The sequence below is a fragment of the Paenibacillus sinopodophylli genome, assembly GCF_005930355.1.
GTDB classification, from domain to species: domain Bacteria; phylum Bacillota; class Bacilli; order Paenibacillales; family Paenibacillaceae; genus Pristimantibacillus; species Pristimantibacillus sinopodophylli.
The window spans coordinates 1,562,181-1,583,886 of the sequence record NZ_VDBO01000001.1; the positions used below are offsets into that span (position 1 = coordinate 1,562,181).

Below are 21,706 nucleotides of genomic sequence, written 5' to 3' on the forward strand. Positions count from 1 at the left end.
AATGTTCATGTATATAACAGGAAACCTGCTATTACTATCGTTAGCTTTTTACAGCTCCAAGCGTCATACCTTTCACGAAATACTTCTGAAGAAACGGATATACCATGAGAATCGGTATGGTAACTACAATTGTGATCGCCATCTTAATCGATTCTGGTGAAACCGAAGCAATCGCTTGTTGTGCATTCGGATCACGGTAGTTGTTTCCTGATTGTGTGGACTGCAGCACCTTCATTAGCTCGTATTGAAGCGTCGTGTTCTCTGGATTGCGATTATTATACAAATAAGTATCAAACCATGCATTCCAATGACTAACTGCTATAAACAACGCAATGGTTGCGAGAACCGGCTGGCATAGCGGAAGAATGACCTTCCAGAAAATCGTCCAGTCATTCGCACCGTCGATTTTGGCAGATTCCTGCAGGGCATAAGGAAGCCCGTCAATATAGGAACGGACAACGAACACATTCCAAACACTTAGAAGCGCAGGGATGATGTATACGGCGAACGTGCTCATCAAGCCTAAGCTCTTCATGAGTAGGAAGCCTGGGATCAGTCCCCCTGAGAAGTACATCGTAAGAGCGAATCCGATAGACATCCATCTTCTTGACTGGAAATCAGGACGACTAAGCGTATAAGCCATCATCGAAGCGGATAATACGCCGATTGCCGTACCGATTACCGTACGCAGCACAGAGTTTTTGAAGCCGACTAGCAGCCCTTCGAAACCAAATATCGTTTCATAGTTTTTGAGCGTAAATTCACGAGGGAATATCGTAATCCCGCCCCTTACCGTATCTACCGAATCATTGAATGAAATCGCTAGTACGTTAAGGAAAGGATATAACGTCACTATAGCAACAATAGCCATAAAAATGTAAATGAAAGCGTCAAATATTTTATCGCTAGTACTTCTTCTCATCGTTCCTTGCATATGCTGTTCCTCCTATATGATTGATTCTTTGGTGACTCGTTTGTATATGCCGTTCGCGATAAACACGAGCAGAATGCTGACGATGGAGTTGAATATGCCGATTGCCGTACCATACGAATATCGACTCAACTGAATACCGTACTTAAGCGCATATAAATCGAGAACCTCTGAGTAATCAGACACGAGTGGATTGCCAAGTAGGAATTGCTTCTCGAAGCCAATACTGATCAAATGTCCAATGGAGAGGATGAAAAGCACCATAAAGGTTGTACGAATGCCAGGAAGCGTAATATGCCACATTTTGCGGAAGCGTCCTGCGCCGTCGACCGTAGAAGCCTCATAGAGCTCAGGGTCAATTCCTGACATGGCTGCAAGGAATATGATCGAGTTCCAGCCCATCTCTTTCCATAAATCAGACAAAGTAACGATACCCCAGAACAATTCACCCTTCGCCATGAATTGAATCGGAGTGTCAATAATGTTCAAATACATAAGCAATTGATTGACTGCGCCGCCATCGGTAGACAGCATCTTGGTTATAAGTCCGGCAACAACAACCCATGAAACAAAGTGAGGCAAGTAAGAAATCGTTTGGACGGAACGTTTGAAGAATTGTCCTCTCATCTCATTCAGCAAGAGTGCGAATATGACCGGAATTGTGAATCCAACAACTAACCCCATTGTACTCATTGCCAGCGTATTACGCAGAACAACATAAAACCGCTCGTCCTGGAAAAGCTCTATGAAATTATCTAGTCCAACCCATTTTTGATCGAATATACCGTTTTTCGGTTTGTAGTTTTGAAATGCGGTCAACCATCCCCATACCGGCACGTAACTGAATATGAAGATCCAGATGACGAACGGCAACGACATTAAGTACAAGTAGCGCTGTTGAAAAGCTTTGTACCAAAATCTATTCTTCTTGCTTGTCAAACCTGTTTGCGGACTACCTTCTGTTAGCGGTTTCATCGCTGCTCCTCCTATTGTTTTTGCTCCGAGCAAAAACATCTTTCGTAAGCATCTCTTTGTTTCTGTAGCTTACCCTCTCTTATCTGTACTTATCATAAACGATCTGCTCTACCTGCTTGCACCCACTAAATTAGTTCTAAAATCATATCAAAATAAGTACTTTCAAGCGCTTTCATAACCATCGGTTACCTAAATTATAAACAAAAGCGCCTATATCTATCACTTCCAGACGGGAAGCATAGATATAGGCGCAAAATTGTTTATAGATGTGGAATAAGGCGATACCAACGCTAATCAGAGACAGACTTGCTGGCTATGCTCTTAAAGGACGATGGTGAAACCCCTTTATACTTTTTGAATTTACTATGGAAATAATCTACGTTCGCATATCCTACCCGTTCTGATACCTGATGAACTTTCAGGCCCTCCTGTAGCAGCTCAATCGCATGTTGAATGCGTATTTGATCCAGATAGGTGTTGAAATGCTCACCTGTATAGTTTTTGAACATTTTCCCCAAATAGCCGCTGTTATAGTTAAACAATTCAGCCAGCGTCTCCAGTTTAATATTCTCGCTATAGTGACGTTCGATAAAGTCTGTCATTTGTTTCATCACGGATAGACTGTCGGACTTCCCAATTTTCTCCGTTAATTCAGTCAGACGCAGCTTAAGCTGAACGAGCATTTCTTGATTATGATGAGCCAGATAAAGCGCCGTAATCATAGACAGATCCTCCTGCATAGAGATCTGGGGATTGGATAAGGCTACCTTATTCAGTACGATCGTCAGCAATTGAGCCCAGCTAGACTTGATGAATTGCTCAGAAGCATCATATGCACATATTTGATCAGATGCATCTTGGATCGCTTTATCCACTCCATCATTATTGCCAATATCAATCCTGTAATAGAGCTTCTGGGCTAGTGTCTCGATAGATAGATTTTCCCTGTTTTCAGAGGTTTGTACTGTTCCCTCATCTGCTTTACCTGCCAAATGAATTTGCTGTCCTTGCAGCATGAAACGCCGCTTCAACAAACTTCTCACAGCTGGAATAGCGTCAAGAAGTTCATTCGGCTCTCGGACAGGCTCGGTTGCAACAGCTGCAAACCTAACCTTAGGCCCGCAGCATTCTTCAATCCACTGCTTCATTTGATCGCGCGAGCCATTCTGAAGCAAATAATCCTTTAATAGCAAGCCTACGTATGGCTCGGCCGAGAAGGCCCAGCCAATCTGCTTCTGCGTAATTCGATCAGCCAGCTTCTTCCTCAGCGTTGCATTCATCGTCAAGGAATGCTCTCTGCTGTAAAGCTCAATCAGTAGCATCTGATAATACTTCCCTGGTTCTCCCAGCAATACTTTGAGCTCACTGCTATGTGTCGTGTCTGAATCAAGCTTGCCGGAAGCAAGCTGCTGCAGCATCTCTTCACGCAGCAGAACCGTTGTCTGCTCGGAGGTCTGTCTCTGTTCGGAGCGGCTGACGAGCTGGCTTGCAATCCGCTCCACATAGCTCTCCAACTCATCCTCGTCAATTGGTTTTAATATATATCCGTCTACATTATGTGCAATCGCTTGCTTGGCATAATTAAATTCTGCGTAACCACTTAATATTAAAAAATGACAGACACTATCCGTTCTTCTAATTTCCTCAATGGCTTGAAGCCCGTCCATGCCCGGCATCCGAATGTCGATTAAGATCAAATCTGGCGCGAGCGCTGTATGTTTCTCTACTGCCTCACGGCCGTTCGAAGCTGTTCCTACGACCGAGAAGCCATGTTTATTCCAGTCGACCAAGGTTTGAAGTCCTTCTCTGATCATTGGTTCATCGTCTACAATCAATACTCTATGCAAAAGGATGACCTCCTATCGGAATTTCTAAAGTGATACGAGTACCGGCACCAAGCTCGCTTTTCAAAGTCAAGCCTGTACCTTCCCCATATATCATGACGAGTCGTTGATGAACATTGCGGAGACCGATCCGATACTCATCATGTTCTTCCATATCGTGAAGTGAAGCATTAATCTGCTCAAGTTTCTCCTCACTAATTCCAGCTCCATTGTCGGCCACCTCAACCCGCAGCTTGTGATCAATTACCTGTGTCGTTAGCAAGACAAAGCCGCCTTCCGCAATATTATCAAGCCCATGCACGACTGCATTCTCAATGAGTGGCTGAATAATCAGCGGTGGCACCTCAATTTCCTGTCCAATCGGGTCAACTTCCAGTCGAAAGGTCAACCGGTCATTGCCGTATCTGAACTTCTGAATTTCCAAGTAGCAGCGAACGATCTCTAGCTCGTCCTTCAAGGCAATCTTCCGCGTACCAATCTCTAGGTTACGGCGAATCATTTTGCCAAGCATACGAACGATCGAAGATATTTCCGCTTCACCTTTAATATGCGCCTTCATTCGAATCGATTCGAGCGCATTGAATAAGAAATGAGGATTGATTTGACTGGCCATCATCTTCAGCTTGATTTCTTTCTGCCTCAATTGGAGCTGCGCCTGTTGCTTGTGTGATTCTGACACCTCATCCATCAAGCCGCGAATGCTGACGACCATATTATTGAATTGCTTCGATAGTATGCCTATCTCGTCACTGCCAGTTACATGAGATATGACGTTCAGGTCACCCATCGCCACCTTGTTCAAGTCTTTATTGAGGACAAGCATGCGCTTCGCTAAAATAGTAGAGAAAATATAAATCAGAATAAACGCAATAACAAGGCTTAACATGATAATGCCGAATCCCAGAAGACTGATTCGGTTAGCTCCGCTTACGATGCTTTCGATCGTAAACACAGAAACGATCTTAAGGCCATTCCGACTGGAGCTCGGTAAGAGGTCTTCGATGACGATTTTGGAAGGCTTTCCTTCATATTTGAATTCGTAGGTTCCCGCTGCCTTATCCGTCAATTGGCTCGTGAAGTCCAATTCATTAATATTTTTACCGATCCATTCCGGGTTTTTTGCAGCAATCATATAACCGTTGTCATCAATAATCATCGTATCAAATGGCTCTTGACTGATCATCGCGTTTAGTTCATCTTGGCTCACGCCAATGACCAGTATGCCGTTTGTCCGGTAGGTTGGAAACGTAATCTTCCGAATCAAGCTCAAATACTTGCGATTGTTCTTCGTTTCATCTGCAATATAACTCCAATGTATGCCGTCTTCCTTCAGCGCTGACTGGTACCAAGGCTCCTGTTTGATCTTATTTGTAACCTTGAGAAACTCCCAATTGTCCAATATCGTCATATTCGTCGTATAGAACCGGATATTATAAATCTCGCTGTACAGTTGGATATAATCCCGAAAATCGCGATAGTCCCAGAAAGCCTTAACGACTTCAAAAGCAGAGTTATACTGCGTGTTTACCGTATTCGTTAAACGACTATCGACGAGCAGTTTATCAGAAATTTCGATGGGCATGCGAATAATGTCGAACGTCTGCTTCTTCACTCTTTCTACGTTGTTCGTAATTTGCTGCGTTGCTTGATCGAGCACGTTTTGGCGAAAAGCAACCGTCAGGAAAACGCCTACAATTAACACAGGCACAAACACGACAAGAATAAAAGAAATAATCAGCTTTTTTTTAATACGAATATTGTCCATTCTAAGTGCAAGCGCTCTGATGCTCTTCATCATATAGGCTGCTCCTCCTTCACCAAGGAAAGCGTTTACTTATCATCACAAGTTTGAAGCATCCTATATTATAAAGCGGGTATTCATCTATTCATACAGGATTTATTCATAATTTTATCATGTAGAAATTAGACATCCCGCTTATATTCGTTATTTCTCCCAAAGCTCAACTAGACGACCATCAGGATCTTCAATCCAAATAAAGGCTCCATATTCGGTTGCTTCTTTTTTCTTTGCAAGAGGTACACCTATATGTTCCAGATGCTTAATCGTTTCATTCAGATTATATACTTGGAAATTCAACATTACTTGTTGTTCTGTTGGAAAGTAATGGTCATCCTCTGTAAAGAATGACAAAATTGTCTCATTTCCTTCTTGAGGTTTTATAGAAGTGCCGTTCCAATTGCCTATTTCAATTTGCAGCACCTCACTGTACCATTTTTTCACAGCTTCAAGATTTTTTGTTCTCCAAAATATACCCCCGAAACCTTTTATCATCGTATCGCTCTCCCGACTATCATCAAATTTTCTTCTATCTGATTACTTTAGATATTCGAGATTGACATATAAGTTCCTTTTTCACCGATAATCCTTGTACTCTACGAAATTTAATTAGGTAGATAATCATATTTACAATCGTATATAAAAATTGGTATTTTGAATAATATAAGGAAGTTTCAATCAGTTTGCTGCTGTGAACAAGAATTTGGGTATTCGAGATATTGTAAATGTTAGTTATGAAAACTCTTTTCAATCACGAAAACAGGTAATCCGTAATTCATTTATTTAACGAGGTGATTGTATGAAAAAGTTGACTTTTAAAACAACCGCCCTACTTGCCTTAATTATAGTCGTTATTTCAGCCGTATTATTCTCTTTTTTTAATCATGCTGTTCAAGTCAGTACGATTCATCCTATACAACCTACAGCCTCAGTTAGTGAAACACCTACAGAGAAAGATCCTAGGCACGAAGTGATAGAAACTTATATTTCACTCATGCAGCAGGAGCAGTATTCCAAAATGAATGAACGATGGCCAAATACTGTTGCAGGCAATACAGAGGCAGGTCCTAATGCTGGAGCTATATCTTCTGATGATCTTAAAGAGGCTCAAAAAGAAGACTTAGATTTTACTCATCATTTTAAATACCACCACGATCAAGTTATTGCGTTTTTCGGTGAAAAGGCATGGGAACAGGTCAAATATGAATGGACTAAAATACCGGCACCCGAAGGTAGTACAACGTGGATAGAGAAGAGCTCCGGCAAAGAAATTACCTTTGAACAAGCCGTAAAACTAAATGAACAATACTGGAATAATGTTCTGAAAGAAAATAACTGGACTGAAAAAGATGTGTACAAGCCCGTAGGTGAAGAAACGCCAGAAGAGGCTGCTCAAAGGAAAAAAAATTATGCCAAATACATGGAGGGAGAACCTACGGAGAATAAAAATGTAGAGGACTACGAAAGATACTCTGTCCAGTTCTCGTTTAATGGAAGTAGAGATGCAGCGTCAGGTGAACATCATTTTAAAATTTCAATAATCAATAAAGAAGCAATGTGGGTTCTTTACGATATGCTTTCCTGGAATCCCCCTCTTGTGGAACCTACATCCGATATTTAAAAATAGGTCAGGAGGACATAGCAGTCTCATTCAAATATTAATCCATTTGTTAGCGTGGTCTTCTATTCATAAAACGTTTAGTATTTCTCATAAATCCATACTTTTCATAAATCCCATGAGCATCTAGCGTACCAAGCACGCCCATTATTCGCCATTATAGAGCCACAGCATTTCCATTTTGGAAGTAATAAATATCCTCTCTTTTATATCCGTACACTCCGTCCCTTTGTTTCACATGTGGTTCAAAAGTAAAGTAAGAAACTTCGCTCAGTTTAGTCTCGTTCCCCAGCTCAAAATACTTTCTTTGATCTTTATTGAACGCTATCGAATGACCTAAATTTCCAGAAAAATCGAGATTACTATATCCAAGATGATGAATGACCGCATTCATATGTAAATAAACTTTCTCAAACGTCATATCAGGTTTTATAAATTCGATAAATGCCCTATGAAGTTCCTTTCCTGTATTGATCCCCTGCGAGAATTCGATAGCATTCTCTATACTGTCATCATCAATTGTATTTCCATCCATGACGATTATCGTTCGGGCGTAATCGCCCCAATAGTTGTCTAGCTCTGGGCTAAGATCCACGGTTATAATATCATTCCGACCGACAACAATTTCCGAAGGTGTATACTGCTTGCCCGATTCCGAAATAATCGTTCTCTTTCCAACATGGACAAAGGCCCCAATATCGTAGTACCAAAAATTCTCTATCCCTTTACTTCGCATAATCTCTTCGGCTTTAAACATGATTTCTCTTTCAGAAATACCAGCTTTGATCCCTTTTTTCAACTCGGCTATTGTATCTTTAGCGATTGATTGAACCTTGCGATACTCTGTGAGATGCTTCAAACGTTTCCCTCATTCCAATTGATACTGAATGAACACCTACAGCAGGTTAAAAAAACAGAGAATCGGGAGACGTTATGCAAGAGGGCTCAGACCTGTTAATTCTCCATACTTATCATAAATAGATTAATCCCAGAAGATGTAACACACCCAAAAAGCCCATTGGATATATCATTAATCTTGAATACAAGTTCTTGAAATCATTATTCGGGTGCTTCTCAAAGAAAAAATGAACGATAGAGTGAAGAATTAAAAATAGATCTATTATTACGAAAGATAAGATCTGTTGACTTACAAATGAAAACAATAAAAAAGAATATAGCGGTAGATGCAAAATTGTAAATACTCGGAATGCTCGTTTATCTTCCATATCTTTTAGGATTATGAACATTCTCCATTCCTTAGCCCTTATTGCGTCCATTTCGTGCAAAAGTAGAAAAGCAAAATTAATAGAAAAAATCATTAGCAATATGGATGACACCGTTACACCTCACATGTGAATATAGTCAGAGATAATCATTTCTCTCTTTAGTTGAGTTATCAAAAAATCTTTAAATACTTACGTTTTGAAACATAGAGAGTTGCATTAAACGATCTGTCAGCTAAATAAAGCCGCGATAGCCCACTACTTTATTTTCTGTACACGTACAAAAAAACCGCCCTATCTCAGAGCGGAATTCGGTATTCAGAGTTCACTTCTATAATATGCTCACCTTGATTATAAACCCACTTAAATTCGAACTGATCCTCCGTATAGCCCGTTCGGCTGCGTATATCCGGAAGAATAACGGTGGCGAAATTATCCTTTATCGCTTTCTCCATTGTCATGAAGCGCTCTCTGTTCTGCTCCGCCAGTACTTCTGCTTCTTGTTCGGATTGCGCGGTTTGGAGAAAATAAGCCACGGCGATATCCAGGCCCGTTAAATCGTCAGGCAGCGTATGTGAGGAGCCGCGAAAAACCTCCTTCACCGTTTCAATCCAATCATTATATAAATTCAGTTCTATTCCACTCGCCATGACGTTCCCCTCCACCAAGTTGAAATGCTATGTTCAAGAATAATGAATGTGCTCCAAAATTGCAACCTGCTAATCTGTACAAAAAAGCTGCATCACCGCTTTTCAGCTTTGATGCAGCTACTATTCAATGACACCATTCACTTAGTGTATGCGGAAGCCGCTCAGCTTTACGCTTCCTCGCAGTGTAATCATCAAATCACCTTTTGATTGAATGGTCGGCAGCTCTATTCTCACTGTTTGCCACTCCTGCTCCAGACTCTCACTTACCGAGCAAGAACCGATAATGACGGAGTCATCAGCTCCGATTTGGATACTGATTTCGCCACCTTGTTCACCCCCGCTCACACGGGCCTCGAATTCAGATGATCCGTTCGACCAATCAATGTCTACGAATTTGATCCAGCCCTCCGTTTGCACCAGCCGTACCGCTGTGCCGCCTTCCTTGCTTTCATCCAAATAAACATGGGCATAATCATCATAGTTTTCAGCTCGTGTGTGCTCCGACAGGTTCCGCAAAGGAATCGTCTCTCCGGTTATTCTAATCGTAGCAGAAGATTTCACGTCAGAAGAGGAACTACCTGCATGGAATGTATAATCAGCTGTCTCCAGGCAGAAGCGATCTCGTGTAACATCCCATAGCGCAAGCTCTTCTGCAGGTACAACAAGCTCAACGCGTTGCGTCTCCCCTGCCTGCAGCGTAATCCGCGTAAAGCCAACCAGCTTCTTGAGCGGTCGCTCTACCCTTGAGCCCTCTATCCTTACATAGAGCTGAACGACCTCATCAGCGGTAATATCTGATGTATTCGTCACTTGAAGGCTAGCTGTGACACTTCCTTCAAGGCTTGTTGCCTTATTTATAATTTCCAGCGAGCTATACGCGAAGGAAGCGTAGCTGAGGCCATGGCCGAACGAATACAAAGGCTCGCCATCGAAATACAGATACGTTCTTTTACCCTTGAGAATGTCATAATCCATCAAGTCCGTCAGCTGATCCGCTGATTTGTACCAAGTCATATTCAAGCGACCTGCAGGTGAATAATCACCGAACAGTACATCCGCAACAGCATTGCCCAGTTCCTGTCCTGCATGCGACAAATAGATAATCGCTGGAATCTGCTCGTTAATGGCATTCAACGTAAAAGGATAGCTGCCGACAACGACAACAACGGTATTCGGATTCGCCGCAAATACAGCGCTGATCAAAGCGTTCTGTGATGCAGCGAGATCGAGACTTGGGCGGTCTATCTCTTCCTTACCGTTAATTAGCGGATTATTACCAACAACGACGATTGCCGATTCGGCAGCTTTGGCCGCAGCTACCGCTTCTGCAAGACCGTCTACAACGATATTTTTCGTGAATAGCTCACTCGCACCTATCGTATTTGATTCCGTAATTCGGAGTGAATCCAGTCCTCCATTCGCAGCGCTAACCAGCTTGCCGTCCCAAGTACGGATTGCGAATTGGTCGTTTTCCTGCTCATCGAGCTTGAACACTTCCTTCACATGCCATCCGAATGCTTCGTCTGCCGCCGCAGCTACATTCCTATCATCGACGCTCGTCAGCAGCTTGCCCGTTGCTTCACTCTCAAGCGTGTAACTGCCCCAGCCCCAATCCGTTAATTCGAAAATATCGCCAGCAGCATCGGGTCCAGTTGCCTGCAGCCGGTTTTCGTTATTCGCATCTGCGCTCAATGGTTGCCCGTTCGCCGCGCTTCTTAGCACAATTCGGTCATTCCCACTGCTGAACGTAACCGTTTTTCCAGCCAGCTTGCTCTTAATCCCTTCAATCGGCGTTACTTTGTAAGGCAGTGATCCTGAATACCAGTCACGATATACGACGTCGGCCAGCGGACCAATTACAGCCACATGATTTAGCTTTTCCTTAGTTAGCGGTAATGCTTTGTTCTCGTTCTTCAGCAGCACGATTGATTCGCGAGCTGCTTGCAGCGACAGCGCCCCATGCTCAGGTGCACAAAGCTTCGACTCTGGCGTATCTGCATACGGATTCTGTTCTGCAGGATCGAATTCACCTAAGCGAAAACGAACGCGGAAGGTATTAATCAACGCTTTGTCTAGATGCTGTTCGGTTAACAGTCCCTCTGCGAGCGCTTCACGAATAGCAGCGCATGATATCTCCTTATCGTCGGTAATGCTGTCAATGCCAGCTTTAATCGAATGCGCTACCGCCTCTTTATAGGATTCATAATAATGATGATCGTTTACGATTCCAAGCAGATCGCCTGCATCGCTTACGATAAAGCCGTTCATGCCCCATTCTTCTTTGACGACTTTGTTTACATCCTCATGAAGAATCGTCGGAGTTCCGTTAACGGAATTGTAAGAGGTCATCATAGAATGCGCGCCGCCCTTAACGAAAGCCGGCTTGAACGCCGCTTGATAATATTCCTTCATATTGCGGGGATCGATGCTCGCTGAGCAGCTGCCCCGATTAATTTCATTGTTATTGCCGATAAAATGCTTCAACGTCGCAACCGCTTTGAAATAAAGCGGATGATCACCTTGAATACCCTGAACGAGCGAAGCCGTAAGCTCGCCGGTAAGCTTAGGGTCCTCGCCGTATGCCTCTTCTGTCCGTCCCCAGCGCGGGTCACGCTCCATATCGACGGTAGGCGCCCACAACGTCAAACCGTTGATTGCCGGATTGCGCTGGAAATAGACGCGAGCCTCATCTCCAATGACGGAGCCAACTTCCTTCAGCAGCACCTGATTCCATGTACAGCCAAGGCCAATAGGCTGAGGGAAGGTTGTAGCTTCACCAAGCCAAGCCATTCCGTGAGCAGCTTCTGTACCATGCTTATATGGCTTCACACCTAGCCGTTCAATTTCCGGCTGGTATTGAACCATCGAGTCAATTTTCTCATCCAGCGTAAACCTGGATACGAGATCGGTTACCCGTTCTTCAATTGGAAGTGCAATGTTCTGGAAAGGATAGGTTGTACGTGCATTCATTATTATTTCGCTCCTTCTGTATGTGCAACAACGATGCTGTACCATTCAGATTTTTTTGTCTGGAATCGCTTTGTCGGGTCAATTAAGTTGCCGTCAGATAATTGAACGTTAATTCGGCTGCCTGCCTGTAGTCGGCATGGCTCACCGTGTGTTGATTGAATCCGGCCAGACACCAGCTTGCCGTCTGCCCAGTCCAGATCCACTATGAAGCCGCCCCTTGCTTTAAGACCTTTCACAGATCCAGTCGGCCAAGCAGCCGGAAGCGCGGGCAGCAAGACGATACTGTCCAGATGACTTTGCAGAAGCAGCTCACCAATGCCTGCCGTTCCGCCAAAGTTGCCATCAATTTGGAACGGCGGATGATCATCAAACAAGTTTGGATGTGTAGAACGTGCTAGAAGCGTATGGATAAAGCGGTAAGATGCTTCCGCATCCCCAAGCCGTGCGTATAAGTTGATCAGCCAGGCGCAGCTCCAGCCCGTATGTCCGCCTCCGCTCCTAATTCGGCTATCAAGCGACCGCCTGCTTGCTTCGACAAGGTCAGGTGTTGCAGCTTCGTTAATCGATGTACCAGGGTATAAACCGTACAAGTGCGAGACATGGCGGTGTCCCGGCTCATGCTCCTCGAAGTGCTCGTTCCACTCCTGCAGCAACCCGTTAGGCCCAACCTTCAGCTTAGGAAGCTTGAGCATGGCTGCAGCAATGCGTTGAGCGAAAGGCTCATCTTGCTGCAGTAAGCCCGCCGCACTAATACAATGGTCGAACAACTCTCCAATTAATGTAATATCCATCGCTGAGGATTCGGCAACGCTGCTCACTTCGCCGTCAGCCGTCAGAAACTTGTTCTCCGGAGAAGTCGAAGGCACAGTCATCAGAAGGCCTTCTTTATTCTCTTGCAAGAAATCCAAACAGAATAATGCAGCCCCCTTCATGAGCGGAAAAGCTTTATCTCGTAGAAAGTCAATGTCCGGATTGTACAAGTAATGCTCCCAGAGATGCTGCGTAAGCCATACGCCGCCCATTGGCCAGAATGCCCAGCTTGGATGGCCTGCAGTAGGCGTTGCCGTTCGCCACAAATCAACATTATGATGGGCAACCCAGCCTGAACTGTTATAATGAATAGCTGCTGTTCGTGACCCCGTCACACTAAGCTCCTCGATCAGCTTCAGTAGCGGTTGATGACATTCGCTCAGATTGCCAAGCTCGGCCGGCCAATAATTCATTTGTGTATTAATATTCGTTGTATAATCACTGTTCCAAGGCGGCTGAATCCGGTCATTCCATATGCCCTGCAGATTAGCAGGCTGCGTGCCCGGACGCGAGCTTGCCATGAGCAAATAGCGGCCGTACTGGAAGTACAGCGCTTCTAGCTGCGGATCTTGTTCGCCTTGCTTGTAAGCTTCCAGCCGCACATCAGTCGGCAGCTGCGCATTGCTCGTCTGACCTAGGTCGATAGACACACGGCGAAACAGCTTGCGATGATCATCGATATGGCGTTTGCGAAGCTGTTCATAACCAAGCAATAATGCCGCCGTAAGCACACGATCGTTCTGCTTACTAAGCTTCGCTGCATCTTGTGAAGGCTCACGGTCATATCGTTCGAAACCGGTCGCAGCGCTCAGCAGAAACACGACCGAACTCGCACCTTGAATGACAAGCTGATACTCATCGTTAACAAATACTTCTCCGCCGTCTATCTTCACCTGCAGTTTAGTCTGATACTGAATGCCCCGATCACTCTCATACTGAACGGCTTTCGGATGATCGCCCAAGTAATTGTCCGCAACATGGCTCGGACAGCGGCCATGCATGATAATGGCATTCCCCTCTGCAGAGCTAAGCGTGAATGGTACCGATGCTTGAAGTGACGCCGTTAAATACAGTCGTTGGTCGCCATCCGCTTCATATTTTGCGCAAAGGACTTGATCCGGCGTACATGCAAACAGCTCACGTTTGAACGTTGTTTGGCCTACACGGAAACGTACTGCCGTCAATCCCGCATCGATATCAAGCTCGCGAATGTAGTCTTCAGGTTGTTCTTCCCCTTGCGCAAATCGCTGCTCTACGAACCAATCGCCCATTGGCTGGTAGGACTCCGTATTCCTGCCGAGCATTCTAGCCTCTATCAGCCGCTCTGCTTCAGCAAAGCGCTTTTCCTTAATCAATTCGCGTGACTGTCTCAAATAACGCAATGCCTCGTAATTGTTCGTATCTCGTGGGAAACCTGACCATAGCGTATCTTCATTCAGTTGGACACGTTCCTGGCGAACCCCGCCGAATACCATCCCGCCCATTCGACCATTGCCGATCGGCAATGCTTCTTCCCATCTTGAGGCTGGCTGTTTATACCAAAGCTGCAAGGCTTGTATCTTCTCAGATCCGTTGCTCATATTATTAATCTCCTGTTATGTCTATTGAAGTGACTTATTGTTGAAACAGTTAGTATCCATCATAACGGAAAATACCTCACGTACAGTACCCATTAGATTTCAATAAAATTCATATCATAATTAGCGCTTGCCCATCATATGTACGTCAAAAGCCGCTGCAAGCATGATTTGAAAGGGCCGCTAGACGAACACGTTTCTTAACGTATCCTTCTATGAGGTTTTCCGATCCGTTCATGCTTACAGCGGCTTTCCAGCGCGCTCTTAATAGAAGATTAGACCTTAAAGTCCCGCAGCACTGAATACTTTGTCGAATCCAGCTTTGGAGCGCAATACGAGCTCCTCCGGCGTTTCATTAGGCGCTTCTTGTGTTAATATTTCCTGCGAGACGGTACCTTTGTAGCCTATTTTGCTCAGGGAACGAAGGAAACCCGCCAAATTAATGACACCCTCGCCTGGATAAAGGCGTCCGTTATCCAGCGCCTCTGCAACCGGAACGTCCGGAGCGTCATTAATATGAACGTGAACGATCTGGTCGGCACGTAGTGCTTCAATATCTGCAGTCGTCAGCTCATTCGTATACCAGTGGTAGGCATCGAACAGCAGTCCTACATTGCTCTCGCCAATAGCCTCAATCCACTCCAGCGTTTCCTCAAGTGTCCATATAAACGGGTTCGCCCAGCGAGTCCGCAGATGATGAGGGCCAACGAATTCTAGTCCAAGCCGAATGCCATATGCACCAAGCACCTGCGCACATGTACGCAGCCTGCGCGTCGCAAGTGCCATAAATCGTGCAGCCTTCAAATCGGTTGACGGCAATATATAGGTGCAGCAGCTTGTACAGCCTAGTGCGGCTGCGGCTGCCGCCGATCCTGCCAGTTTCTCCAAGTCGGCCAGAAATGCCTCTTCCGTCGTCCGCCACTCCACAGGCAATCCGATTGATCCGATGACTACGCCGTTACTTGCTAGCAGCTCCCGCGCTTGTTCCACGCCATGACGTTCAATAAGCGATGCTGCATCCAAGTCTACAGCTTGAAATCCGTTTGCTCCGGCAAGCGCAATTAATTGCTCATCGCTTTCTATACGACCAAGTCCTGCTCCAGTTAACCCTCTAAGCATGTGAATGCCTCCTTGTCTATTCTGTTATTCGTTTCCATTCCAATTCAGCTTCACTTCATTGCCTGTGCGGGAGGATTCATAGATGGCATCCAGCACAAGGTTGTTTGTAAATCCAGACAGCACCGTCGTTATCGGCTGTTTGCCTTCTCGAATACATGACAAGAAGTGACGGCTTAATCTTGCACGTTCTCCTTCATCAGGGTCTGCTTTGGTTACAACGCTTTCAATAGGACGATCGAACTTCTCCGTAAGCAGCTTGCCTTCTGATCCACTGTAGCTTGCTCCGCCCTCAGAACCCATGATATGAATGAATGGAGAGTTATCCGTTTCCATATGGACAGCCCAGCTTACTTCAAGCGATAGCGTACTGCCGTCTTCCATTTTGATCAATGCGGTTGCCAGATCCTCGACATCATAAGTACCATCCCAATCCGGAGTTCCCCATGAGCCAATTCCTTTGCGGCTTGGGCCGAACTCAGCATAGGTAGAGCCATAGACGGACACCGGTTTGGGGTTGCCCATTAAGTATAACGCAAGATCTAGCATATGTACGCCAATATCGATAAGCGGACCTCCACCAGATTGGTCCATCTGAGTGAACCATGTGCCCCAGCCCGGTATGCCTTTTCGGCGGTACCAGCCTGTTTTGGCCGAATAAATGCGACCAAGCTCACCGCGCTCAATTTGCTCCTTAATCTGCATAGCTACAGACTCCCAGCGCATCTGATGAGCAACCATCAGCACGCGGTCGGATGCTTCGCTTGCTCTTAGAATGTCACGCGCAGCAGCACTGTTAATCGCCATAGGCTTCTCTAGTAGGACATGCTTGCCGGCTGCCAAAGCTTGTATAGCGAGCGGTGCATGAAATTGATTCGGCACGCCGATAATGATCGCATCAATATCTGGGCTCTGAATTAGCTCCTCATTTGAAGCCGCCACATGCTTAATCCCATACTTATTAGCCGTCTGTTCAGCACGCGTCAAATCAAGGTCAGTCACGGCAGTAATCACACACTCTTCGCCCAGCTTTGAGAACTCACTTGCATGCACATTTCCAATATTGCCTGCACCGATTATACCAATTCTTATTTTATTATCCGTTGTCATTGGGAAACCTCCTGCGAAAGTAGTGAAAAACCAATTACGATAATTCAAGCATCCACTCGTTCAGTAAGCGCTTGATCTCTTTATTTATGATAGAATAAACGGGATAAGAAATCGTGCTTGTTTTTCGGTAAAAGTCTCAGTTTTTCGGAGGAATTAATCCACAGATGACCATTATTCCTGATTATTTGAAAACGTATCCAAATATGAATACAGCATCACCCCTCCATATCAGCATGAACCGCCTATACCATGGTTATCGGCCGCATCGCCATGATTTCCTAGAGTTTTCATTTGTGATAGAAGGCAGGGGCTCGGAAGCGATTAATGAAACAAGGCATCAAATGCTTCCCGGCACGTTTACGTTCGTATTGCCTTATCAGGTGCATGAGCTGTTCACCGAACCCGGCAGCACGCTCGTTCTCTATAACTGTATGTTCAGCATGGACCTGCTCATGGAGCCTGGACAAGAGGACGGCCTACTGGGCTTGAACGAGCAGAACGCATGGCCTCCTTTTATACAACTTAGTGGAGAAGACATGGAGCGGATGAGCCGCCTCATAGAGGAGATGTATCAAGAATACCAGAGCAAGGAGCCCTGGCGCCGCACAATGCTCCATATTAAGCTCAAAGAAATTCTTATCCTATTTGACCGGTATCGGCGCAGCGCTTCGCCAGCCGCCAGTTCCTCCCTGCTCGCTTCACGCTCAAGCGCTTCAATATGGCCCATTATCCACTATATTCACCGCCATTATCAGGATGAGCTCGCGCTCTCTGATCTAGCCAGCCGATTCTCGCTCAGCACTTCACGAATCAGTGAGGTGATCAAGCAGACAACCGGACAAACCTTTGTCCACTTCCTTCATGATTTGCGGCTCAGACATGCTTGCAGCCTGCTTGTCTCTACCGAAATGAGTGTTGCAGAGATTGCGCTCGAGGTAGGCTATGGCTCCTACAAAACGTTTTCTCGCATCTTCCGCGAATCGAAAGGTGTCGTACCTAAGGACTATCGCAAAACGAAGCTGGCACAAGTAAAACCTGCACCACTTAACCAGTTCGAATAAGCAAGGGCTGCCTCCAGTAGAACATTCTACTCCCGGAGGCAGCCCTTGCTTGATTATGTGTTTAATGAAGAATAGACAAGATCACGAACAAGACGGCTAGCAATACGTAAATGACAAGCGATACGACCATTAAAGTCCGCTTACTCACCGCGCTACTCCCCCTCCGCACCGATTAGGCTCTCCCCCTTATTGTATGTGGGCGAGGACAACGCGGAAATTGTCCAATAGATAATTTCCACACGGCTTACTTGCTTGACCGGCTCTTCCGGTCCGAAGGCAGCAGAATGGTCAGCATACCGAGCAAAGGCAAATAGGAGGTACAGCGAATAACAAATTCAATGCCCATTTCATCTGCCAAATTGCCAAGAACAGCAGAACCAATGCCAGCAAGTCCGAATGCCATTCCGAAAAAAACGCCCGATACAAGCCCTACTCTGCCTGGCAGCAATTCATTCGCATAGACCAATATAACGGAAAATGCAGAAGCCAGAATGAGACCTGCAAAGAAGATCAATATAATCGAAAAAGTTAAATTGGCGTATGGAAGCAGCAGCGCAAACGGTGCTGTTCCGAGTATCGAGAACCAGATTAAGCTGCGCCGGCTAAACCTATCCGCAAGCATACCACCAAGGAGCAGACCGATAACATTCGCTGCAAGGAACACGAACAACACGATTTGTGCCCCGCTGACGGATAGACCGAAATGAGCAATCGCATAGAACGAATAGTAGCTGCTGATCGCTGCAATATACACGTTTTTCGAAAAAACAAGAATCATTAGAATCGTAATTGCAAATATCACTTTCCCGGTCGATACCTGCAGCTCTGAGACAGCCTTAACCGCTTGTCTCACATTTCTCGAAGGCTCAAGCGCAAGCTGCCCTCCATACCACTTGGCGACGTTGAACTGAATGACGATGCCGATCATTACGGCCAAGGCAAACCAAATGACTCCGCGCTGGCCTGTGTGTACGAATAGCAGTGCTGTCATTACAGGTGCAAGCGATTGCCCGATATTGCCGCCGAATTGAAAGATCGACTGTCCCGTTCCTTTCCTCTCTCCAGAGGCCAAATATGAAACACGCGCTGAAGCTGGGTGAAAAACAGCTGATCCGACTCCGATAAACATAACAGCAATCATCACAATCCAGAATTCACTTGCATAAGCAAGCGCCGCCACACCTCCCAGCGTGAACAGCATGCCGATCGGCAGAAGCATTGGCTTAGGATGGGAATCGGATAAAATACCAACTACAGGCTGCAACAGAGCGGCAGTCAAATTAATCATTAACGAAATGAGGCCAATTTGTGCAAAGCTTAACGAGAGAGAATCCTTCAAAATTGGAAATAAGGCGGGAACGACCGATTGAATCGTATCATTAATCAAATGCACGAAGCTGATCGCAAACAATAAAGGATAAATCGTTTTCATGACGGACGGTGACACAGATAGAGAGGCTTGACGGCTAGACATCATTTTTGCTCCTTTTCATGAAGTAAACAATTGCGATATGTGATATATCGCATATTATATTTCCTTATGCCATTAAAAGCAACCGTTGTTTTACTGATACCTCTGATTGCGCCATTCACCTATGTTGCGATATATTAGATATAGTCATTTCCCCTTCTAATTATTAGGTTCAGCCATTATAAAGGAGTGTCTTTCGTTGCCTATTCCAACAGACTATACCTCCCCTGCCAGACTCTCCGCCAAAGAGCGTACGCTCAGCCAACTGCAGAAATGGATTATTGACGGCACGCTGCAGCCGGGGGAGAAGCTTAACGATTCCGAGTTGTCCGAAGCGCTTGGCGTCAGCCGCACACCGATCAGGGAAGCTTTTCAACTGCTTGAGGTTCAAGGATTAATTGAGACCTTTCCAGGCAAAGAGACTCGAGTTACGACGCTCGAGAAGGAAGATATTATTAAACTTTATGCACCGCTTACAGCGCTTCAGGCTTTGGCAGCAGAACTGGCTGCAGCAAATATTCAACCTGAGCATATCAAGCAGCTGCGGGCTATTAATGCAGGTTTCGGTGAAAGCGTGAAGAAGGAACAGCTGTACGAAGCAATGGAATTGGATGAGGAATTTCATGAAACCATTCTGCATATCGCGAACAACCAGCATATTTCGACGTTCTGCTCATCCCTGCAAATGCATATTAGGCGGTATAAATATATTTTTTTCAAACGTCCGAATTGGGAATCGAAGGCAGCAGCCGAAGACCATGAGGCGATCATAAACGCTCTTGAATCGCGCAACGCGGAGGAGGCTGCCCGGCTTATGAAGCATAATCTCGTCAGACCTCTTGAGCATCTGGATCATATGCTGTAGATGAGGGTAAAACCATGATCAACCTGTTAAAAAACACAAAAAGCCTGCAATTCAGTCTGCTTTAATAGCAGAACTGGCTTGCAGGCTTTTGCTTATTTATCTGCCAACAACCGACAGCTTGAAGCTCATTTGGCTATCTGACCGATCAGGCTGATGGGCATAAACAACCTCAATCATAGACCCGACTTGCTGGATGACAGGCGCTTGAGCGTTCGAATCCACCTGAAGAGAGAGACCTGGCAGTGACCACTTCTCTGCTGTTACATCATTCACATCAAGAGGTCCGCCGCTAATTTCGAAATAAATGTCAGTCGCTTGCTGCGTCTGCAGGCTTACCTGAACGTCAAGCTCATTCTCTCTCACATTTGCTTCGAACGTGATGCCTCTGGAGTGTGTGTTCCAGTGTCCGCCAGAATCACGTTTAAGCAGCCGCAAATAATACTTTTGTCCGTTTTGCGTACACCAGTGAATCGTAGCTGGATGCATTTGGCCATTCGTGTTTTTGCTGCCGGACATGGCACCAAGCATAAGATCCTTCTCTATCCATGCCTTCGCTGTACAAATATGTCCTTGTTCTTCGGGCAGATCCCGCTCGCACAGCTCGCGAAATTTAGCTACAGCCAGTCTATTTTCTTGGAATGTCTCTAATAAAGGCTTCACATATTCAGGTACGTTTACACCGACAAGTGCAATAATCGGATCATGCTCAGATTCACAGTTAATCGCTGCGAGGTACTCATAACCTTTGCCAAGCACAAGGTAGAGGAAAACACCCATCGAGCTATGGCCGAGCATCTCCATTTCGTATGCGCGCGCGAACGGACCCGATAAATTTTGCAAATACGGATTATAGAAGAGCGCGATACTCTCCCACAGCCCTTTCTCTAATTCGCTTCCGATGCGCTTCATCTCATCTGACTTCGCGTACTTGCGCCATAATCCGAGAACGGTAATATCAACGCCATAATAGGTCGTTGTATTGAATTCCGCGAGCGAGCCGTATTCCATGAATGCAGAATGAAAGGCGATCGCTTCTTGCGATGCATGCACGAGCCAGTTCTTGTTGCGAAGTCGGTGGCCGAAATAATGCGTGACGAAAATATGCATGAGCTCGATGTTAGAGTTCATCGGAATCGCACCTGACAATCTGCGCTCAATGGAGCCCACGATTGCCTTCTCCATCGAGGCATCCATCCGTCCTACCAGCTCTGCAGGCAGCAGTTCCTCGAATTGCTCCAGTATAACCGCGAACGTACAGGCAATAAACTCCCGCCAGTTCGGATCGTAGGTTTTCCATACGGGTGAGAGTACCTTTTCATCCGCTGTATAGCCAATGCCCGCTCCAAGTTCTTTCCAAGGAAGCGTTCCTTTCCATGGCAGTGCTGCCTCCGGCGCGGCGCGGAATGTTCCATGATAAATTTCATCCGGATCGTCGAACTGCATATCTAGAACCTTGCCTATCAATATGCAGGCCCGCTCCAGATCGCCCGGCTCATTGCGAAGCAGCAAGCCTACCGCATAATGACCGCTTCCGCGAGTATTATGCCGCTGGGACTCCTCAACATCTCTAAGCATACCAGCATCTTTATCATATAGTTGGTCCATATGGGCCATGGATTGATCTACCAAATACTTTGCCTGCTCAGAAAGCTGGCTCAGCATGCTCTGGCTCATTCAAGTGACACCT

Annotated in this window: 17 protein-coding genes; 3 read left to right on the forward strand and 14 right to left on the reverse strand. The window is 45.6% G+C overall.

Going from position 1 to position 21,706, the window contains the following annotated elements; translation table 11 throughout:
* Positions 1-40: 40 nt before the first annotated feature.
* The 5 genes from FGT79_RS07225 to FGT79_RS07245 all read right to left on the reverse strand — a co-directional run bounded on the left by FGT79_RS07225 (position 41) and on the right by FGT79_RS07245 (position 6,043).
* Positions 41-934, reverse strand: a complete 894-nt coding sequence (locus tag FGT79_RS07225; RefSeq protein ID WP_138752039.1) for a carbohydrate ABC transporter permease — start codon at positions 932-934, stop codon at positions 41-43.
* A gap of 12 nt (positions 935-946) precedes the next feature.
* A complete protein-coding gene (locus tag FGT79_RS07230; RefSeq protein WP_138752040.1) occupies positions 947-1,906 on the reverse strand; it encodes an ABC transporter permease in 960 nt (319 codons plus the stop codon).
* A gap of 290 nt (positions 1,907-2,196) precedes the next feature.
* Positions 2,197-3,753: a response regulator transcription factor gene (locus FGT79_RS07235; RefSeq protein ID WP_138752041.1), complete on the reverse strand. Its 1,557-nt coding sequence runs from the start codon at positions 3,751-3,753 to the stop codon at positions 2,197-2,199.
* Positions 3,746-5,548, reverse strand: a complete 1,803-nt coding sequence (locus tag FGT79_RS07240) for a sensor histidine kinase (protein WP_246096195.1) — start codon at positions 5,546-5,548, stop codon at positions 3,746-3,748. Before FGT79_RS07240 ends, FGT79_RS07235 begins: the two co-directional genes overlap by 8 nt.
* 147 nt (positions 5,549-5,695) lie before the next feature.
* Positions 5,696-6,043 (reverse strand): VOC family protein, encoded by a 348-nt coding sequence (locus FGT79_RS07245; RefSeq protein ID WP_138752042.1) that lies wholly within the window; start codon positions 6,041-6,043, stop codon positions 5,696-5,698.
* A gap of 304 nt (positions 6,044-6,347) precedes the next feature.
* On the opposite strand from FGT79_RS07245, the gene FGT79_RS07250 reads away from it, so the two are divergent.
* Positions 6,348-7,169: a hypothetical protein gene (locus tag FGT79_RS07250; RefSeq protein WP_138752043.1), complete on the forward strand. Its 822-nt coding sequence runs from the start codon at positions 6,348-6,350 to the stop codon at positions 7,167-7,169.
* 154 nt (positions 7,170-7,323) lie between these two features.
* On the opposite strand, the gene FGT79_RS07255 is transcribed toward FGT79_RS07250, so the two are convergent.
* From FGT79_RS07255 to FGT79_RS07285, 7 genes are all read right to left on the reverse strand, one after another.
* Complete coding sequence (locus FGT79_RS07255; RefSeq protein WP_138752044.1) at positions 7,324-8,025, reverse strand: M24 family metallopeptidase; 702 nt, start codon at positions 8,023-8,025, stop codon at positions 7,324-7,326.
* A 112-nt stretch (positions 8,026-8,137) separates the two neighbouring features.
* Positions 8,138-8,485 (reverse strand): DUF6713 family protein, encoded by a 348-nt coding sequence (locus tag FGT79_RS32375; protein WP_342778478.1) that lies wholly within the window; start codon positions 8,483-8,485, stop codon positions 8,138-8,140.
* Between the two features lie 203 nt (positions 8,486-8,688).
* Complete coding sequence (locus FGT79_RS07265) at positions 8,689-9,039, reverse strand: hypothetical protein (protein ID WP_138752046.1); 351 nt, start codon at positions 9,037-9,039, stop codon at positions 8,689-8,691.
* A gap of 141 nt (positions 9,040-9,180) precedes the next feature.
* Positions 9,181-12,009 carry a glycoside hydrolase family 3 C-terminal domain-containing protein gene (locus FGT79_RS07270; RefSeq protein WP_138752047.1) on the reverse strand — a complete coding sequence of 943 codons (2,829 nt, stop codon included), beginning with the start codon at positions 12,007-12,009 and terminating at the stop codon, positions 9,181-9,183.
* 2 nt (positions 12,010-12,011) lie between these two features.
* Positions 12,012-14,399 carry a glycoside hydrolase family 95 protein gene (locus FGT79_RS07275; protein WP_138752048.1) on the reverse strand — a complete coding sequence of 796 codons (2,388 nt, stop codon included), beginning with the start codon at positions 14,397-14,399 and terminating at the stop codon, positions 12,012-12,014.
* A gap of 279 nt (positions 14,400-14,678) precedes the next feature.
* Positions 14,679-15,515: a sugar phosphate isomerase/epimerase family protein gene (locus FGT79_RS07280; protein WP_138752049.1), complete on the reverse strand. Its 837-nt coding sequence runs from the start codon at positions 15,513-15,515 to the stop codon at positions 14,679-14,681.
* A gap of 24 nt (positions 15,516-15,539) precedes the next feature.
* Positions 15,540-16,622 carry a Gfo/Idh/MocA family protein gene (locus FGT79_RS07285; protein WP_138752050.1) on the reverse strand — a complete coding sequence of 361 codons (1,083 nt, stop codon included), beginning with the start codon at positions 16,620-16,622 and terminating at the stop codon, positions 15,540-15,542.
* A 164-nt stretch (positions 16,623-16,786) separates the two neighbouring features.
* On the opposite strand from FGT79_RS07285, the gene FGT79_RS07290 reads away from it, so the two are divergent.
* Positions 16,787-17,683: an AraC family transcriptional regulator gene (locus FGT79_RS07290; protein ID WP_138752051.1), complete on the forward strand. Its 897-nt coding sequence runs from the start codon at positions 16,787-16,789 to the stop codon at positions 17,681-17,683.
* A 244-nt stretch (positions 17,684-17,927) separates the two neighbouring features.
* Here FGT79_RS07290 and FGT79_RS07295 read toward each other — a convergent pair whose 3' ends face one another.
* Entirely contained in the window at positions 17,928-19,160 is a 1,233-nt protein-coding gene (locus tag FGT79_RS07295) for an MFS transporter (protein ID WP_342778462.1), read from the reverse strand.
* Positions 19,161-19,353: 193 nt separating this feature from the next.
* Between FGT79_RS07295 and FGT79_RS07300 the strand changes: the two genes are divergently transcribed.
* Positions 19,354-20,019 (forward strand): GntR family transcriptional regulator, encoded by a 666-nt coding sequence (locus FGT79_RS07300; RefSeq protein ID WP_138752052.1) that lies wholly within the window; start codon positions 19,354-19,356, stop codon positions 20,017-20,019.
* Between the two features lie 96 nt (positions 20,020-20,115).
* Here FGT79_RS07300 and FGT79_RS07305 read toward each other — a convergent pair whose 3' ends face one another.
* A complete protein-coding gene (locus FGT79_RS07305) occupies positions 20,116-21,693 on the reverse strand; it encodes a hypothetical protein (protein ID WP_138752053.1) in 1,578 nt (525 codons plus the stop codon).
* Positions 21,694-21,706: the final 13 nt, after the last annotated feature.

Bases quoted from the DNA above. Each gene is read 5' to 3' on its own strand.
- FGT79_RS07275 (WP_138752048.1), bottom strand. From the start codon at position 14,399: ATGAGCAACGGATCTGAGAAGATACAAGCCTTGCAGCTTTGGTATAAA.
- FGT79_RS07225 (WP_138752039.1), bottom strand. From the start codon at position 934: ATGCAAGGAACGATGAGAAGAAGTACTAGCGATAAAATATTTGACGCT.
- FGT79_RS07245 (WP_138752042.1), bottom strand. From the start codon at position 6,043: ATGATAAAAGGTTTCGGGGGTATATTTTGGAGAACAAAAAATCTTGAA.
- FGT79_RS32375 (WP_342778478.1), bottom strand. From the start codon at position 8,485: ATGATTTTTTCTATTAATTTTGCTTTTCTACTTTTGCACGAAATGGAC.
- FGT79_RS07270 (WP_138752047.1), bottom strand. From the start codon at position 12,009: ATGAATGCACGTACAACCTATCCTTTCCAGAACATTGCACTTCCAATT.
- FGT79_RS07305 (WP_138752053.1), bottom strand. From the start codon at position 21,693: ATGAGCCAGAGCATGCTGAGCCAGCTTTCTGAGCAGGCAAAGTATTTG.
- FGT79_RS07280 (WP_138752049.1), bottom strand. From the start codon at position 15,515: ATGCTTAGAGGGTTAACTGGAGCAGGACTTGGTCGTATAGAAAGCGAT.
- FGT79_RS07295 (WP_342778462.1), bottom strand. From the start codon at position 19,160: ATGATGTCTAGCCGTCAAGCCTCTCTATCTGTGTCACCGTCCGTCATG.
- FGT79_RS07250 (WP_138752043.1), top strand. From the start codon at position 6,348: ATGAAAAAGTTGACTTTTAAAACAACCGCCCTACTTGCCTTAATTATA.
- FGT79_RS07285 (WP_138752050.1), bottom strand. From the start codon at position 16,622: ATGACAACGGATAATAAAATAAGAATTGGTATAATCGGTGCAGGCAAT.
- FGT79_RS07230 (WP_138752040.1), bottom strand. From the start codon at position 1,906: ATGAAACCGCTAACAGAAGGTAGTCCGCAAACAGGTTTGACAAGCAAG.
- FGT79_RS07265 (WP_138752046.1), bottom strand. From the start codon at position 9,039: ATGGCGAGTGGAATAGAACTGAATTTATATAATGATTGGATTGAAACG.
- FGT79_RS07240 (WP_246096195.1), bottom strand. From the start codon at position 5,548: ATGATGAAGAGCATCAGAGCGCTTGCACTTAGAATGGACAATATTCGT.
- FGT79_RS07290 (WP_138752051.1), top strand. From the start codon at position 16,787: ATGACCATTATTCCTGATTATTTGAAAACGTATCCAAATATGAATACA.